The following is a 16,865-nucleotide window of genomic DNA, read 5'->3' as shown; positions in this document are numbered from 1 at the left end:
GTTAATCCGCTTTTCCGTTAATTTATTATCCCTGACTTTTCATCATCAGAAATAGTCCAGCTTGAAACGGACGGTGATAAAATAGGCTCCGGCCATTAGCGGCTTTTGATCGCTCACCAGGGTGAGAAAGTATTCCAGACGCATATCACCAGGGGTAATATCCTGCGGTGGGAGCGCGACACCGGCTTTGGCTATACGCCCGGTGGCATCGCTGATACGCAGGGCGACGCCAGAGGCCTTACCCTGTAAATTAAACGTTGATCCTTCGGCAGGACCATCAAACGTGATGTTAAATGTTTTGTTATTGTGTGCGCGCCCAAGCACGCAGTCTGTCAGACGAATAGTGAGGGGGAAGGCGGGCCCTTTACCCTCGCGCGCAAGGGTGGATACCGGCAGAGAACCCAAATCAATGCTCTGTTGAGCATCACGGGTCGCAATAGTGCAGGCGGTATCGACGATGGCACCCCTCATGGAGACTTCTCCCTTACCCTGTTGCGCTGCCTGGCTAACAGTAGAAAGAAAAAACAGCGCCAGTATCAGAGTGGGAAAGGCCCGCAGGCTTGTTTCTGTTACTAACATCACCGACTCCTGCTGCATGGAAAAAACGTGCGGCTATGCGCCGCACGTTGACGGCATGCGCTAAAGCTTACTGGTAAGCCAGCTGGAAATTAGCCACAGCGGTAAAGTCACCAGGCACAATGGATGGCGTGGCTTTAGTCTGCTGAACGTAGGCGCTGAAGCTCAGAGTGGAGTCGCTACCGACCAGTTTGGTTGGCTGGCTTGCTTCACCCAGTTTGATTTTCTGGCCCTTGTTATCAACAAACACAATCCCGGCATCGGAAGCATTACCTGCCAGACCCAGCATGGAGTCGTCGGTATCGTTTGCCGCGCCGCTAAAGGTAATGGTTACGCCATTTTTGTCTTTCGCCAGCTCGCAGTTTTCCAGTTTGATGTTCACCTGCGTAGGCGTTGAGTGCCCGTCTGCCTTAGCCAGCAGAGCTTTAGAGATAGCACCCAGGTTGATATCCTGCTTGGTGGACTCACTCTTGATTGAGCAAGGTGCATCAACGATAGACCCGCTGAACGACAACTGCCCACTACCCTGAGAGCCAGCCGCTGCACCTGGCGTGGCGTCTGCAGCATGCGCCAGGGAAACAGCGGCAAAAGTCATGGCCGCAGCCAGCATAATTTTATTCATTTTCATATAAATGTATCCTTACGGTGATTAATAACAAATTCCGACTTAACTTAATCCGGGCGGGATTAAACCAACAGGTTTAGTGACTCGATAATAAGATAACCCTTCGGCTTATTATATAAGTGGGTAATAAGGATTAATTGTCTTATTAATTGAATGCAGAGTGAGCCTGCTTGTTTTAGTCACATGTTGCCTTAGCTGACAACGACGTGGATTCTTACATAGCTAACTTTCCAATACAATCACCGAACATTCACAAAATGCCTCTTTATAATAAATGCGATATTATTTAGTTAATATTATTTCCCATAATATTATTTATGTCGCAAATTTGAATTTGAAGTTAATTGATAGAAAAAAATATCGCATAATCCAATTATAAGAAATTAAATACTAGCCGCAGTACGATGAAACATTATTTCGCCTGGGATTATTATATGATTAAATTCAAGGTGTTAGTTTATTTTTACTGACAAGGAGGGGGTTTTTAAACCAGGCCATCCCGCCATACGATTGTACAGCGGGAGCGGATGTGGCGAAGGAAGTGCGAAAAGACTTATTTGCCAATACAGAAGCTGGAGAAGATCCGTCCTAGCAGATCGTCGGAGCTGAACTCGCCGGTGATCTCACTCAGTGCCTGCTGCGCCAGACGCAGCTCCTCCGCCAGCAGTTCCCCAGCCCAAGCCCCCAGCAGCTGATGTTTGCCCTGCTGCAGGTGAGTGGCTGCTAACTCCAGCGCTTGGAGATGACGGCGGCGAGCGAGGAAGCCGCCCTCCATATTGCCGGCAAAGCCCATGCTGGCTTTCAGATGGTCGCGCAGGATATCGATACCGTCCCCGGTGCGCGCCGACAGGCGAATAAGTGAGTGACCGTTCACTTCGCTTAGACCCTCTGCTTCGCCAGTGATATCCGCTTTATTTCGTACCACGGTGATCGGCAGAGTTTGCGGCAGGCGGGCAATAAAGTCCGGCCAGATCTCAGCGGGTTCGGTGGCGCCGGTGGTGGTGCCATCCACCATAAACAGCACGCGATCGGCCTGTTCTATCTCTTTCCATGCGCGTTCAATACCGATGCGTTCCACTTCATCACTGGCTTCACGCAGGCCAGCGGTATCGATGATGTGCAGCGGCATGCCGTCAATATGGATATGTTCGCGCAGCACGTCGCGCGTGGTGCCGGCAATATCGGTGACAATCGCCGCTTCGCGCCCGGCCAGCGCGTTGAGCAGGCTGGATTTTCCGGCGTTAGGGCGGCCAGCGATCACCACCTTCATCCCTTCACGTAGCAGGCTGCCCTGACGGGCTTCAGCACGCACGCCATCCAGATCGCCGATAACCTGATTTAGCTGGGCCTCGATTTTACCGTCGGAGAGGAAGTCGATCTCCTCGTCAGGGAAATCGATCGCTGCCTCCACGTAGATGCGCAGGTGAGTGAGTGCTTCCACCAGAGCATTAACGCGGGTGGAGAAAACACCCTGTAGTGAGTTGACCGCCGAACGGGCGGCCTGTTCGGAGCTGGCGTCGATCAGGTCGGCTATCGCCTCGGCCTGTGCGAGGTCGAGCTTGTCATTGAGGAAGGCGCGCTCGGAGAACTCCCCCGGATTGGCAATGCGCAGCCCCGGCAGCGCAACAATGCGCTTCAGCAGCAGGTCGAGGATCACCGGGCCGCCGTGGCCCTGCAGCTCCAGCACATCTTCACCGGTAAAGGAGTTCGGGCCGGGGAACCACAGCGCAATGCCCTGGTCGAGCGTGCTGCCATCCGCATCCGTAAAGGGCAGATAGTCGGCGTAGCGCGGCTTTGGCAGTTTGCCCAGCAGCAGCTGCGCCACGTCGCGGGCTTTGCTGCCGGAAATGCGCAGGATGCCGACGCCGCCGCGGCCAGGTGGGGTCGCCTGGGCGACGATAGTATCGCTATGGCTCATGTTGAACTCTCTTTTTTAAGATAAAAAAAGGCGGTCATGATGACCGCCTTAGTGTAAGCATTGTGCCGAAATTTAGCACGGGCGAGGCATGCCTCGCCCCTACGGACAAATTACGCTTTTTTCTTGTCGCGGCTGTGCAGACCACGTTTTTCCAGCCCGCGATAAATCAGCTGCTGCTGGAGAATGGTCACCAGGTTACTGACGATGTAGTACAGCACCAGACCAGACGGGAACCACAGGAAGAACACGGTGAAGATGACCGGCATAAAGGTCATGATCTTCTGCTGCATCGGGTCGGTCACGGTGGTTGGCGACATCTTCTGAATGAAGAACATCGTGATACCCATCAGGATCGGCAGGATGTAGTACGGGTCCTGTGCGGACAGGTCATGGATCCACAGTGCAAACGGCGCATGGCGCAGTTCCACCGAGCCCATCAGCATGTAGTACAGTGCCAGGAAGATAGGCATCTGGATAACCAGTGGCAGACAGCCGCCAAGCGGGTTCACTTTCTCCGCTTTGTACAGCGCCATCATCTCCTGGCTCATCTTCTGCTTGTCTTCACCTAAACGCTCACGCATTGCCTGAATCTTCGGCTGCAGCATGCGCATTTTGGCCATCGAGGTGTACTGCGCTTTGGTCAGCGGGTACATGATGCCGCGCACGATGAAGGTGATAACGATAATTGAGAAGCCCCAGTTACCGATAAAGCTGTGCAGGAACTTCAGCAGCTTAAACAGCGGCTGGGAGATAAACCACAGCCAGCCGTAATCCACGGTCAGATCCAGGTGTGGGGCAACCGCCGCCATTTTGTCCTGAATTTCCGGGCCAACCCACAGGGTCGCAGCCAGCTGCTGCTGAGAACCCGGCGCAATGGTCACTGGCGCAGATTTGTAGCCGATTGCGGCAATACCATTACCCAGGTTACTGGTGTAAAGCGTGTTGCTGCCCGCAGTCTGCGGAACCCATGCGGTGGCGAAATACTGCTGCATCATCGCCACCCAACCGTTGGTGGTGGTGGTGCTCAGGTTTTCGTTATCGCTGATCTTGTCGAATTTGTACTTCTCGTAGTTGGTCTCACTGCTGGAGTAAGCCGCACCGCGGAAAGTATGCAACGCAAAGTTGTTGCTGCCGGTATCGCGATGCTTCGGCAGATCAATGGTCTGCTTCAGCTGACCAAACATCGACACTTCCAGCGGCTGCTGGGTGGCGTTGTTGACCTGATAATCGACGGTGATCGCGTACTCGCCGCGCTTCAGGACGAAGGTCTTGGTGTAGGTCGCGCCGTTTTCAGCGGTAAAGGTCAGCGGGATACGCAGTTCGCTCTGGCCTTCTGCCAGTTCGAAGTGATCCTGGCTGCTGGTGTACAGAGGGCGCGCACCATTGGCCGGGTTATCCGGGCCATTACGACCGGTCAGGCCACTTTGTGCCTGATACAGGAAGCCTGGTGTGGTTTCCAGCAGCTGGAAAGGCTGGTCTGAACCCAGTTTGTCCGGGTAAGTCAGCAGCTGTGCCTGATCAATATCGCCACCGCGGGTATTGATGTTTAAAGACAGGACATCGGTCTTAACGGTGATCGTTTTGCCCTGTCCGCTGGCAGGTACACCCTGATTAGCGGCATCACCGGCAGCGCTGGTCGTGTTCTGCGTGGTCTGGGTCTGCAATGGCTGCGGAGCGTGGTCCGTCTGCCAGGCTTGCCAGATCATAAAGGACACGAACAGAAAAGCGATGAGAAAAAGATTGCGTTGCGAATCCATCGTTAATGTTCTCTGAGATCAATGGTTATGTGGCGGCACCGGGTCGTCGCCACCCTGGTTTAAAGGGTGGCATTTTAATATGCGTCTTAGCGTCAACCAACACCCTTTTACCAATCCGAACCTGCGCAATGCCTCAATACCGTATTGAGAACAGGTGGGATGGAAACGGCAATGGGGAGCTAAAAGCGGGCTGATCACGCGCTGATAAACGCGAATCAGCCCGATTAAGAGCCGCGAGCCAGGCGACAGTGACGACGCCATAGTTTCTCCAACGCTTCCGTCAGTGCCTGGTTATCCAGATCCGCGACACCCTTTTTCGCCACAATCACAAAATCCATTGCCGGTAATTCATGCTGACGCAGACGAAAGCTTTCGCGGGTCAATCGCTTGATCCGGTTGCGTTCATGCGCACGTTTAACATGTTTTTTGGCGACGGTGAGACCGATGCGGGGATGCCCCAGCGTGTTCAGGCGGCCGAGTATGGTGATTTGCGGCGTGCCAGCCCGTTGTGGCTGCTGGAAGACGAAAGTGAAATGAGTGGGAGTTAACAAACGTAACTCCCTGGGAAATGCGAGCTTAACCACTCAGCGGTTAGCTTTTATTACTTAGAAACGGTCAGACGAGAACGGCCTTTAGCACGACGACGTGCCAGAACCTGACGACCATTTTTATTTGCCATACGAGCACGGAAACCGTGTGAACGGTTGCGCTTCAGTACGGACGGTTGAAAAGTGCGTTTCATGGCGATTTCTACCTAAACTTGAAAAATTTCACTTGGTGACGCGTTATCTGGCCCGAAAAAACGACCGACGCCTCAGTGTGTCTTTAATAAAGAGGCGGGATTGTAATAATTGTACAGTCCAGAGTCAATTTACTTCGCGTGAAAAGCGCATCCTGATTGCCCGTAGTGACCGAAAAACAGCCAAAACGGCCATGGCGCACACGCCGGGGCACAAATTATACGGTGTCCAGTAAAAAGCGCAAGGATCGCGCAGGATCTTCTCGCGATCCTGTTACATCACATTTGCGGCAATAACGTGACGGCACCATTAAATTTCAACGAATGCAGACGATCCTGAATGCCTTTTGTGCAGGGTGGCGTAAACTTATCCCCGCTATCCGCCCCTGTGGATAAATTGGATCAAAACTGTGTAGAAAGTGAAGATCTCTGCTGCGCTTTACGCTATGATCCGCCCTTCCGCTAACGATCCCCGGGTCGGATCCTAACCCGAAAGTAGTATCAATGTCGGGGACGGGCGGAGTAACCGCGGATAGCGGTTCGCATGCGTATCATCGGCATGCGTCAACAATGATGAAATTATCGCTTCAGCGCCTTTATTTCTTATCGAACTTTTTCGAGTGGAGTCCGCCGTGTCACTAACGCTTTGGCAACAGTGTCTTGCCCGTTTACAGGATGAGCTACCTGCCACAGAATTCAGCATGTGGATACGCCCCTTGCAGGCCGAACTGAATGACAATACGCTGGCCTTGTATGCACCAAACCGTTTTGTACTCGACTGGGTTCGGGATAAATACCTGAATAATATTAATGCCTTGCTGAATGACTTCTGCGGCAGTAATGTGCCATTGCTGCGTTTTGAAGTCGGCAGTAAGCCGGTGGCGCAGGCCATCAGCCAGCCCGTGTTAGCCAGCGCCAATGCCAGCTCTCCAGGCATTATCAGCCGCCCGGCGCCGATGCGGCCAAGCTGGGACAATATGCCGGCTCCGGCCGAGCTCTCCTACCGCTCCAACGTCAATACTAAACACAACTTTGACAACTTCGTTGAGGGTAAATCGAACCAGCTGGCACGTGCGGCGGCACGCCAGGTGGCAGATAACCCTGGCGGAGCCTACAACCCGCTGTTCCTTTATGGCGGCACCGGTCTGGGTAAAACGCACCTGCTGCACGCGGTGGGTAACGGCATTATGGCGCGCAAGCCGAATGCCAAAGTGGTGTACATGCACTCCGAGCGTTTTGTGCAGGACATGGTCAAAGCGCTGCAGAACAACGCCATTGAAGAGTTTAAGCGCTACTACCGTTCGGTTGATGCGCTGCTGATCGATGACATTCAGTTCTTTGCGAATAAAGAGCGATCGCAGGAAGAGTTTTTCCACACCTTTAATGCCCTGCTGGAAGGTAATCAGCAGATCATTCTGACCTCAGATCGTTATCCGAAAGAGATCAACGGCGTTGAGGATCGACTGAAATCCCGCTTCGGCTGGGGGCTGACGGTCGCGATCGAACCGCCAGAACTGGAAACCCGCGTGGCGATCCTGATGAAAAAGGCTGACGAAAACGACATTCGTCTGCCGGGCGAAGTGGCCTTCTTTATTGCCAAGCGCCTGCGCTCTAACGTGCGCGAGCTGGAAGGGGCGCTGAACCGCGTGATCGCTAACGCCAACTTTACCGGCCGGGCCATTACCATCGATTTCGTGCGCGAAGCGCTGCGCGATCTGCTGGCCTTGCAGGAGAAGCTGGTCACCATTGATAATATTCAGAAGACCGTCGCTGAGTATTATAAAATCAAAGTGGCCGATTTACTGTCGAAGCGCCGTTCGCGCTCGGTAGCCCGCCCGCGCCAGATGGCGATGGCGATGGCAAAAGAACTGACCAACCACAGTCTGCCGGAAATCGGTGATGCTTTCGGGGGTCGTGACCATACCACCGTGCTACATGCCTGCCGAAAAATTGAGCAGCTGCGCGAAGAGAGTCACGACATTAAAGAAGATTTCTCAAATCTCATCAGAACATTATCTTCCTGACTATGAAATTTATTGTAGAACGCGAGCATTTACTCAAGCCATTACAGCAGGTCAGCAGCCCGTTAGGCGGCCGCCCGACGCTGCCTATCCTCGGAAACCTGCTGCTGCAGGTTAATGAAGGCACCCTGCTGCTGACCGGCACCGATTTAGAAATGGAGATGGTGGCCCGCGTTGCGCTGACGCAGGACCACGAGCCGGGCGCGACCACCGTTCCGGCGCGCAAATTCTTTGATATCTGCCGTGGCCTGCCGGAAGGCGCGGAGATCACGGTGATTCTGGACGGCGAAAGAATGCTGGTGCGCTCCGGCCGCAGCCGCTTCTCGCTCTCTACCCTGCCCGCCAGCGACTTCCCGAACCTCGACGACTGGCAGAGTGAGGTTGAATTCACGCTGCCGCAGGCGACGATGAAGCGCCTGATCGAAGCCACGCAGTTCTCTATGGCTCATCAGGACGTGCGCTACTACCTCAACGGGATGCTGTTTGAAACCGAAGGTGAAGAGCTGCGCACCGTGGCAACCGACGGGCACCGTCTGGCAGTGTGCTCGATGCCGGTCGGCCAGGCGCTGCCGAGCCATTCGGTGATCGTGCCGCGTAAAGGGGTGATTGAGCTGGTGCGTCTGCTGGACGGTGGCGACACGCCACTGCAGGTGCAGATCGGCAGCAACAATATTCGTGCGCACGTGGGTGACTTTATCTTTACCTCGAAGCTGGTTGATGGCCGTTTCCCGGACTATCGCCGCGTATTGCCGAAGAATCCGGACAAAACGCTGGATGCCAGCTGCGATCTGCTGAAGCAGGCCTTCTCGCGTGCCGCCATTCTCTCCAACGAGAAGTTCCGCGGCGTTCGCCTGTATATCAGCGAAAATCAGCTGAAAATTACCGCGAATAACCCGGAGCAGGAAGAAGCGGAAGAGATGCTGGATGTCACCTACGGTGGCACCGATCTCGAAATTGGCTTTAACGTCAGCTACGTGCTGGATGTGCTCAACGCGCTGAAGTGCGAGAACGTGCGTCTGCTGCTGACCGACTCCGTTTCCAGCGTGCAGATCGAAGATGCGGCCAGTCAGTCTGCAGCCTACGTTGTCATGCCGATGAGATTGTAGAGAATATCGGCCTGGCTTACTTGCCATTCTGGTCCCGGGCAGTGCTCGCCCTTGGTCACATACTTCAGTATGCTCCCAAGTTCTGTGCGCTGGCCGTAACCAGACTGGCTGCGCCGCCGACGGCCTGGATCGCATATGTCAGGTAAAATCCCCTTCACGCTGGATTCGTTATGGCTTTAACCCGCCTTCTTATCAAAGACTTCCGTAATATCGAAAACGCGGACCTGGCGCTGGCTCCCGGATTTAATTTCCTGGTGGGGCCAAACGGCAGCGGTAAAACCAGCGTGCTGGAAGCGATTTACACCCTGGGGCATGGCCGGGCGTTTCGCAGCCTGCAGGCGGGCCGCGTGATCCGCCACGAGCAGGATGCGTTTGTGCTGCACGGGCGTATTGCCGGCAATGAGCGTGAAGTTTCCGTGGGCTTGACGAAAAACCGCGCCGGTGACAGCAAGGTGCGCATTGACGGCAGCGACGGCCATAAAGTGGCCGAGCTGGCGCAGATGCTGCCTATGCAGCTGATCACCCCGGAGGGCTTCACGCTGTTAAACGGCGGCCCCAAGTACCGTCGTGCCTATATCGACTGGGGCTGTTTTCATAACGAGCCGGGATTTTTTAACGCCTGGAGCAACCTGCGTCGCCTGCTGAAGCAGCGCAACGCCGCGCTGCGCCAGGTGTCGCGCTACCAGCAGATCCGCGCCTGGGACCAGGAGCTGGCACCGCTGGCAGAGCAGATAAGCACCTGGCGTGCCGCCTACAGCGAAGCGATAGCGGCGGATATCAACGCCACCTGCGCGCAGTTCCTGCCGGAGTTTCAGCTGAGCTTCTCCTTTCAGCGCGGCTGGGACAAAGAGAGTGATTACGCCGACCTGCTCGAACGCAATTTTGAGCGCGATCGGGCATTGACCTACACGGCCAGCGGCCCTCATAAGGCGGATTTTCGTATTCGCGCTGAGGGGACGCCGGTGGAAGATTTACTGTCTCGCGGCCAGTTAAAGCTGCTGATGTGCGCCCTGAGACTGGCGCAGGGTGAGTTTCTCACCCGACAGAACGGGCGACGTTGCCTGTATCTGATAGATGATTTTGCCTCTGAGCTGGACGAAACGCGCCGCCACCTGCTGGCAGCGCGCTTAAAAGCCACTCAGGCCCAGGTTTTTGTCAGTGCCATTGCGGCCGAGCATGTCTTCGATATGACTGATGAAAAGGGCAAGATGTTCAACGTAGAACAGGGTAAAATAGCGGTTCAACCTGAAGATTAAACGAGCGAGAAAAGTTGATGTCGAATTCTTATGACTCCTCCAGTATCAAAGTTCTAAAAGGGCTCGATGCGGTACGCAAGCGCCCGGGTATGTATATCGGCGATACGGATGACGGCACCGGTCTGCATCACATGGTATTTGAGGTCGTGGATAACGCCATTGACGAAGCGCTCGCCGGTCACTGTAAAGACATTCTGGTTACCATTCATGCGGATAACTCTGTCTCCGTTGTCGATGATGGCCGTGGTATTCCGACCGGCATTCACGAAGAAGAGGGTATCTCTGCCGCTGAAGTGATCATGACCGTGCTGCACGCGGGCGGTAAGTTCGATGATAACTCATACAAAGTTTCCGGCGGCCTGCACGGCGTAGGGGTTTCCGTGGTTAACGCCCTGTCGGAAAAACTGGAGCTGACCATCCGCCGCGAAGGCAAAGTCCATCAGCAGATCTACGTGCACGGCGTGCCGCAGGCCCCGCTGAGCGTGACCGGTGAAACCGATCTGACCGGGACGCGCGTGCGTTTCTGGCCAAGCCATCAGACCTTTACCAACGTGGTCGAGTTCGAATACGAAATTCTGGCTAAGCGTCTGCGTGAGCTGTCGTTCCTGAACTCCGGCGTATCAATCAAGCTGGAAGACAAGCGTGACGGCAAGAACGACCATTACCACTACGAAGGTGGTATCAAGGCGTTCGTTGAGTATCTGAATAAGAACAAAACCCCGATCCACCCGAATGTGTTCTATTTCTCCACCGAGAAAGACGGCATTGGTGTGGAAGTGGCGCTGCAGTGGAACGACGGTTTCCAGGAAAACATCTACTGCTTTACCAACAACATCCCGCAGCGCGACGGCGGTACGCACCTGGCTGGCTTCCGCGCCGCCATGACCCGTACCCTTAACGCCTACATGGATAAAGAAGGCTACAGCAAGAAGGCCAAAGTGAGCGCCACCGGTGACGATGCGCGTGAAGGGCTGATTGCCGTGGTTTCGGTGAAAGTGCCGGACCCGAAATTCTCCTCTCAGACCAAAGATAAACTGGTCTCTTCCGAAGTGAAATCGGCGGTTGAGCAGCAGATGAACGAACTGCTGTCTGAATACCTGCTGGAAAACCCGGGCGATGCCAAAATCGTCGTGGGTAAAATTATTGACGCCGCGCGCGCGCGTGAAGCTGCACGCCGCGCGCGTGAGATGACCCGCCGTAAAGGCGCGCTCGACCTGGCTGGCCTGCCGGGCAAACTGGCCGACTGCCAGGAGCGTGATCCGGCGCTGTCCGAAATCTACCTGGTGGAAGGGGACTCTGCGGGCGGCTCTGCCAAGCAGGGGCGTAACCGTAAGAACCAGGCCATCCTGCCGCTGAAGGGTAAAATCCTCAACGTTGAGAAAGCCCGCTTCGACAAGATGCTGGCTTCTCAGGAAGTGGCAACGCTGATCACCGCGCTGGGCTGCGGCATTGGTCGTGACGAGTACAACCCGGACAAGCTGCGCTATCACAGCATCATCATCATGACCGATGCGGACGTCGATGGTTCTCACATCCGTACGCTGCTGCTGACCTTCTTCTACCGCCAGATGCCGGAAATCATCGAGCGTGGCCACGTGTATATCGCTCAGCCACCGCTGTACAAGGTGAAAAAAGGCAAGCAGGAACAGTACATTAAAGACGATGAGGCGATGGACCAGTATCAGATCGCTATCGCGCTGGACGGGGCGACGCTGCACGCTAACGCCAGTGCGCCAGCGCTGGGCGGCAAGCCGCTGGAAGATCTGGTGTCTGAGTTCAACAGCACGCGCAAGATGATCAAACGTATGGAGCGCCGCTATCCGGTTGCCCTGCTCAATGCGCTGATCTACCATGCGACGCTGAGCGATCTGGCGGCGGAAGCGCCGGTGCAGGGCTGGCTGGACGGGCTGGTTAAGTACCTTAACGATAACGACCAGCACGGCAGCACCTTTAGCGGCTTGGTACGCGAAAACCGTGAGCTGCATATCTTCGAGCCGGTGCTGCGTATTAAAACGCACGGGGTTGATACCGATTATCCGCTGGATACCGAGTTTATGCTCGGCGGCGAATATCGCAAAATCTGCGCCCTCGGTGAGAAACTGCGCGGCTTGATCGAAGAAGATGCCTTTATCGAGCGCGGCGAGCGCCGTCAGCCGATTGCCAGCTTCGAGCAGGCGATGGACTGGCTGGTGAAAGAGTCGCGCCGTGGCCTGTCGGTACAGCGTTATAAAGGTCTGGGCGAAATGAACCCGGAGCAGCTGTGGGAAACCACCATGGATCCGGATAGCCGCCGTATGCTGCGCGTGACCATCAAAGACGCCGTGGCGGCCGACCAGCTGTTCACCACCCTGATGGGCGATGCGGTAGAACCGCGCCGCGCCTTTATCGAAGAGAACGCCCTGCGCGCGGCGAACATCGATATCTGATTGATAAACCTCCTTCGGGCGACCTTCTTTTCCGGTCGCCCCACAGTAGAAAGCAGACTTTCGGGTCTGCTTTTTTTTCGCCTGCACTCTGCGCGTTATTTTTCTCATGTCGAAAAAAGAGCATAATTTCGACACGTCTGCTCGTCATGTTAAGCGCATCGACATATCACTGACCCGTGGTTAAGTTAAATGAGTGCCGATGGTTATTTTAACTACAGGCTTAGCTTAAAATAGCAGCCTACCATTCCACCCTTTGGTTTCCCTTCCGTTTGCTTCCGTTTTTCCCCGCGCGCTATGACCGCTATCACTTTTAAACGTATCGTGCTCCCTTAGTCTCTTAATACAAAGAGGTGACTATGTATCTGGAACAGCGGCGTAACCACATTCTTGAGTATCTCGATCGCCATGAAACGCTGAGCGTCGCCTGGCTGGCCGGGACCTTTGCCGTATCGAAAGAGACGATTCGCAGCGATCTGGCGGCGCTGGCGGGGCTGGGATTGATTCAGCGCTGCCACGGCGGGGCGATGGTGTTACGCCGCAATCTGCAGGCCAGGCTGATTTCAGAGACCGGCGGCAACTTTGAGGTGCTGCTGCAGCGGCTGGAGAGCCAGCGCCTGAGCGGGCAGCGCGGCAAGCGTAAAACTCAGGGGCGGGTGTGTATCCTTGGCTCGTTTAACGTCGATATCGTGGCGAAGGTCGCGCGCTTTCCCAGAGGCGGTGAATCGCTGCTGGCGCTTGGCAGCACGCTGGGTCCGGGTGGCAAAGGGGCCAATCAGGCAATGGCCGCCAGCCGTACCGGGGCGCGGGTGCACTTTGTCTCTAAAGTGGGTAAAGACCAGTTCAGCCAGTTTGCTTTCGATCACCTTTCGGCATCGGATATTCACTCCTTCAAGCTCTATCAGAGTGAAAGCGAGCCGACCGGCAATGCGATTATCTATGTGTCGCAGCAGGATGGCGAAAACATGATCGCCATCTACTCCGGCGCCAATCAGACGCTCACCGATGGCGAAGTGGCGGAGATGACGCACGAGCTGTCCGGCGCTGACGTCTTGCTGCTACAGCTGGAGAACAACTTCTCCGCCACGCTCAACGCCATGAAGCTGGCCAATACGCTGGGCGTGCGGGTGATTATGAATCCGGCACCGTTCTCGGACGATGTACTCAAATGCCTGCAGTATGTCGACGTGATCACCCCCAATGAGACCGAGGCGTCGCTGCTCTCGGGGGTTGAGGTGACGGATCTGGAGAGCGCCAGAGAAGCGGCGCAGGCCATCGTGCGCCAGGGCGCGAAGCGGGTGATTATCACCATGAGCTCGCGCGGCGCGCTGATCCTCGATAACGGCCAGTTCCAGCATATTCCGGCATTTCCGGCGCTCAGCGTTGATACCACCGGCGCGGGCGATGCCTTTAACGGCGCCTTCGCCGCCGCGCTGGCAAGCGGACAGACCATTGCGCAGGCGGCGACCTATGCCGCGGCGTTTGCTTCACTGGCGGTGGAGCGTGAAGGGGCCAGCAATATGCCCGATCACCCCCAGGTGGTTGCGCGACTGGCGCAGCGCTGAACCGCCCCATTTTCAGGCAGTACGCTGCCATCAGGAGAACAAGATGAAGAAGATTGAAGGCATTGTCCCGGTGATGTTGACGCCGTTTACCCCTGATAACCAGATCGACTATCCGGGCCTCGAACGTTTAATTGACTGGTATCTGACGCAGGGCGTGGATGCGCTGTTTGCCGTTCTGTCAGTCGAGCGAAATGCAGTTCCTGTCGCTGCAGGAGCGCGTATCGCTTGCGGAATTTGTGGTCGGCAAAGTGCAGGGCCGCGTACCGGTGATTGCCTCCGGACATATCAGCGATGCGCTTGACGCGCAGATCGAAGAGCTGAGCGCGATGGCCGCCACCGGCATCGATGCGCTGGTGCTGGTGACCAACCATCTTGACCCGAAAAACGAGGGTAGCGAGGTGTTCTTCTCCACGCTGAACGCGCTGCTGGAAGCCCTGCCAGCCAGCATGCCGCTTGGCCTTTACGAGTGCCCGGCCCCGTATCGCCGCCTGCTGAGCGACGAAGAGTTCAGCTTCTGCGCCAAAAGCGGCCGCTTCGTGGTGCTGAAAGATGTCAGCTGCGACCTGCCGACCGTGCAGCGCCGCGTGAAGCTGGCAGAGGGCACGCCGTTCAATATCATCAACGCCAACGCGGCGATCGCCTGGCCCGCTATCCAGGCAGGCTCGAAAGGCTTCAGCGGTGTGTTTACCAACTTCCACCCGGAGCTGTATCACTGGCTGTATCACCACGGGGCAGAGCAGCCGGAAAAAGCCCAGGAGCTGTCGCTGTTCCTGTCGCTGTCCGCGGTCACGGAGACGCTGGGCTACCCGAAAAATGCCAAAATTTATCATCAGCATCTGGGCACGTTCAGCAGCGAGTTCTGCCGCGTGAACAAAGATAACGTGCTGGAAAAATTCTGGGGCCTCGGCGTGCTGCTGGATCAAATCCAGCAGGGCACCACGCTGTGGCAGAAGAAAATCGCGGGCTAGCTGTTCGCGCCGGGCAGCGCTACCAGGGGCTGCCCGCTGTACCCACACCCGCCAAACAAATAACAATACGGGACAACGACGATGATTTTTTGCGATCGCAACGACTGGGCGAGGGAACGTCACACCCTGCACCCGGTGATTAATCAGGCTTTGGAATGGATTGCCGCCACGGATTTTGCCGCGCTGGAACCGGGAAAATTCGACATCCTGCCGGATAATAAGATGTTCTGCCTCTATCAGACCATGGCAACCGAACCGGCCAGCGCCCGCCGCGCCGAGTCACATGTTAACTATGTTGATATTCAGTATCTGCTGTCCGGTGAAGAGAGCATCGGCGTGGCGCGCGCGCACCCAAGCCATGTGGTAGTCGAAGACGACGCCGAACAGCGCGATATCGTGTTCTACCATCAGACCCACAATGAATCGATGATTGCGCTGGAAGCGGATACCTTTGTGGTGCTGTTTCCCCATGATGTTCATCGCCCCTGTTGCCAGACCCACGGTGTTTCCCGCATCCGCAAAGCGGTAATCAAAATTCACCTGAGCCTGTTTACTGACGAGACATCATCATGAAAGAGACCTCTGTAGCCGCAACCTCCTCCGTGCAGCCGCTGGCCGCCAACCGGCCGCCGATCTCTCGCCTGCGCTGGGGCATTATCTTTATCCTGCTGCTGGCAGCGGTGGTTAACTATCTGGATCGCGCCAATCTCAGCATCGCCAACACCACCATTGCCGCCGAGTTTGGCTTCTCGCAGACCGAAATGGGGCTGCTGCTGTCGGCCTTCCTCTGGCCGTATGCGCTGGCCAACCTGCCGGCGGGCTGGCTGGTGGATAAGTTCGGCCCGAAACGCATGTTCTCCTGGGCGCTGGGGCTGTGGTCCGGCTTCACTTTCCTCGCCGCTTTTGTCAACAGCTACTCGGTGTTTTACGGCCTGCGTATGCTGCTGGGTATTTCCGAATCGCCGTTCTTTACCTCCGGCATTAAAATCACCCACCGCTGGTTTGGCGATAAAGAGCGCGGCCTGCCAACCTCAATCATCAATACCGGTTCGCAGATCGCTAACGCCATCGCCCCGCCAATCCTGACCGTGCTGCTGCTGAGCTTTGGCTGGCGCGGGATGTTTATGGCAATCGGCCTGATGGGGCTCCCACTGCTGCTGGCGTGGTGGAAGTTTTACCGCGATCCGGATGCGCGTGAAGATGCGCTGATCCATGCCGGGCACCGCAGCGTCACGGCCGCCGGGGAAAACGTGGTCAAAACCAGCTGGGGCGCGCTGTTTAAGCACCGCACCACGTGGTTTATGGTGATCGGTAACTTCTCCATCATGTTTACCATCTGGGTGTATCTCACCTGGCTGCCAAGCTATCTGGAAAAATCGCTCGGCTTTAGCCTGAAGCAGACCGGCTGGATTGCCTCGATTCCCTTCTTTGCCGGGATCCTCGGCGTGCTGGTGGGCGGGATGCTGTCCGATAAGCTGGTGCGAGGCGGCATGAAGGCCATTCACGCGCGTAAGATCCCCATCGTTGCGGGGGCGGCGCTGGCAGCCTGCTTTGTCGCCCCGATCCCGTTCGTCGACAGTACCCCGCTGGCGATTACCCTGCTGTCGCTGGGCTACTTCTGCTCGCAGATGCCACAGGGGGCTATCTGGACGCTGGCGACCGACATCGCGCCGAAGGATCAGGTGGCGTCACTCGGGGCGATTCAGAACTTTGGCGGCTTCCTTGGCGCCGCAATGGCACCGATTGTTACCGGGGTGATTCTGGATATGACCGGAAAATTCACCAACGTGTTCCTGCTCGGGGCCGGGCTGCTGATGCTGGGTGCGATCAGCTACGGTTTCTTTGTTAATAAACCGCTGGCAGCGCAGCGCTGATGGATGCGTGCCGTTCAGCGCGTAATCAGGCTGGTGA

The 16,865-nt window shown here is 56.1% G+C and carries 13 protein-coding genes and 2 pseudogenes; 8 read left to right on the top strand and 7 right to left on the bottom strand.

The window, feature by feature from the left end; translation table 11 throughout:
* Positions 1-45: 45 nt before the first annotated feature.
* From ACLI4M_RS09505 to rpmH, 7 genes and pseudogenes are all read right to left on the bottom strand, one after another.
* Positions 46-579 carry a fimbrial protein gene (locus ACLI4M_RS09505; protein WP_133622368.1) on the bottom strand — a complete coding sequence of 178 codons (534 nt, stop codon included), beginning with the start codon at positions 577-579 and terminating at the stop codon, positions 46-48.
* Between the two features lie 67 nt (positions 580-646).
* Positions 647-1,204 carry a fimbrial protein gene (locus tag ACLI4M_RS09500; RefSeq protein ID WP_133622369.1) on the bottom strand — a complete coding sequence of 186 codons (558 nt, stop codon included), beginning with the start codon at positions 1,202-1,204 and terminating at the stop codon, positions 647-649.
* Positions 1,205-1,754: 550 nt separating this feature from the next.
* Positions 1,755-3,119, bottom strand: a complete 1,365-nt coding sequence (mnmE, locus tag ACLI4M_RS09495; protein ID WP_048917914.1) for a tRNA uridine-5-carboxymethylaminomethyl(34) synthesis GTPase MnmE — start codon at positions 3,117-3,119, stop codon at positions 1,755-1,757.
* 110 nt (positions 3,120-3,229) lie between these two features.
* A complete protein-coding gene (gene yidC, locus ACLI4M_RS09490; protein WP_048917913.1) occupies positions 3,230-4,876 on the bottom strand; it encodes a membrane protein insertase YidC in 1,647 nt (548 codons plus the stop codon).
* A gap of 2 nt (positions 4,877-4,878) precedes the next feature.
* A pseudogene (yidD, locus tag ACLI4M_RS09485) lies at positions 4,879-5,137 on the bottom strand (membrane protein insertion efficiency factor YidD).
* Positions 5,101-5,460, bottom strand: coding sequence for a ribonuclease P protein component (rnpA, locus tag ACLI4M_RS09480; protein ID WP_048917912.1), 360 nt, complete (start codon positions 5,458-5,460; stop codon positions 5,101-5,103). The pseudogene yidD and the gene rnpA overlap by 37 nt, the downstream one beginning before the upstream one ends.
* 17 nt (positions 5,461-5,477) lie before the next feature.
* Positions 5,478-5,618, bottom strand: a complete 141-nt coding sequence (rpmH, locus tag ACLI4M_RS09475) for a 50S ribosomal protein L34 (protein ID WP_003023858.1) — start codon at positions 5,616-5,618, stop codon at positions 5,478-5,480.
* 629 nt (positions 5,619-6,247) lie between these two features.
* On the opposite strand from rpmH, the gene dnaA reads away from it, so the two are divergent.
* From dnaA to ACLI4M_RS09435, 8 genes and pseudogenes are all read left to right on the top strand, one after another.
* Positions 6,248-7,639 (top strand): chromosomal replication initiator protein DnaA, encoded by a 1,392-nt coding sequence (gene dnaA / locus ACLI4M_RS09470; RefSeq protein ID WP_048917911.1) that lies wholly within the window; start codon positions 6,248-6,250, stop codon positions 7,637-7,639.
* A 2-nt stretch (positions 7,640-7,641) separates the two neighbouring features.
* Positions 7,642-8,742 (top strand): DNA polymerase III subunit beta, encoded by a 1,101-nt coding sequence (dnaN, locus tag ACLI4M_RS09465; RefSeq protein WP_048917910.1) that lies wholly within the window; start codon positions 7,642-7,644, stop codon positions 8,740-8,742.
* A gap of 170 nt (positions 8,743-8,912) precedes the next feature.
* The gene (recF, locus tag ACLI4M_RS09460) at positions 8,913-9,998 is read left to right on the top strand and encodes a DNA replication/repair protein RecF (protein WP_133622372.1); all 1,086 of its coding nucleotides are present in this window, start codon (positions 8,913-8,915) and stop codon (positions 9,996-9,998) included.
* A 17-nt stretch (positions 9,999-10,015) separates the two neighbouring features.
* Positions 10,016-12,424, top strand: coding sequence for a DNA topoisomerase (ATP-hydrolyzing) subunit B (gene gyrB / locus ACLI4M_RS09455; protein ID WP_133622373.1), 2,409 nt, complete (start codon positions 10,016-10,018; stop codon positions 12,422-12,424).
* Positions 12,425-12,780: 356 nt separating this feature from the next.
* Positions 12,781-13,986 (top strand): ribokinase, encoded by a 1,206-nt coding sequence (gene rbsK / locus ACLI4M_RS09450; protein ID WP_133622374.1) that lies wholly within the window; start codon positions 12,781-12,783, stop codon positions 13,984-13,986.
* Between the two features lie 43 nt (positions 13,987-14,029).
* Positions 14,030-14,954, top strand: a pseudogene (locus ACLI4M_RS09445) (dihydrodipicolinate synthase family protein).
* Between the two features lie 81 nt (positions 14,955-15,035).
* On the top strand, positions 15,036-15,527 hold the full coding sequence (locus ACLI4M_RS09440) for a YhcH/YjgK/YiaL family protein (protein WP_133622376.1): 492 nt from the start codon (positions 15,036-15,038) through the stop codon (positions 15,525-15,527).
* On the top strand, positions 15,524-16,828 hold the full coding sequence (locus ACLI4M_RS09435) for an MFS transporter (RefSeq protein WP_133622377.1): 1,305 nt from the start codon (positions 15,524-15,526) through the stop codon (positions 16,826-16,828). The genes ACLI4M_RS09440 and ACLI4M_RS09435 overlap by 4 nt, the downstream gene beginning before the upstream one ends.
* The last annotated feature ends 37 nt before the right edge of the window (positions 16,829-16,865 follow it).

The organism is Erwinia sp. LJJL01 (assembly GCF_047300805.2).
Taxonomy (GTDB): domain Bacteria; phylum Pseudomonadota; class Gammaproteobacteria; order Enterobacterales; family Enterobacteriaceae; genus Erwinia; species Erwinia aphidicola.
This window is presented reverse-complemented; position numbering and strand designations above follow the sequence as displayed.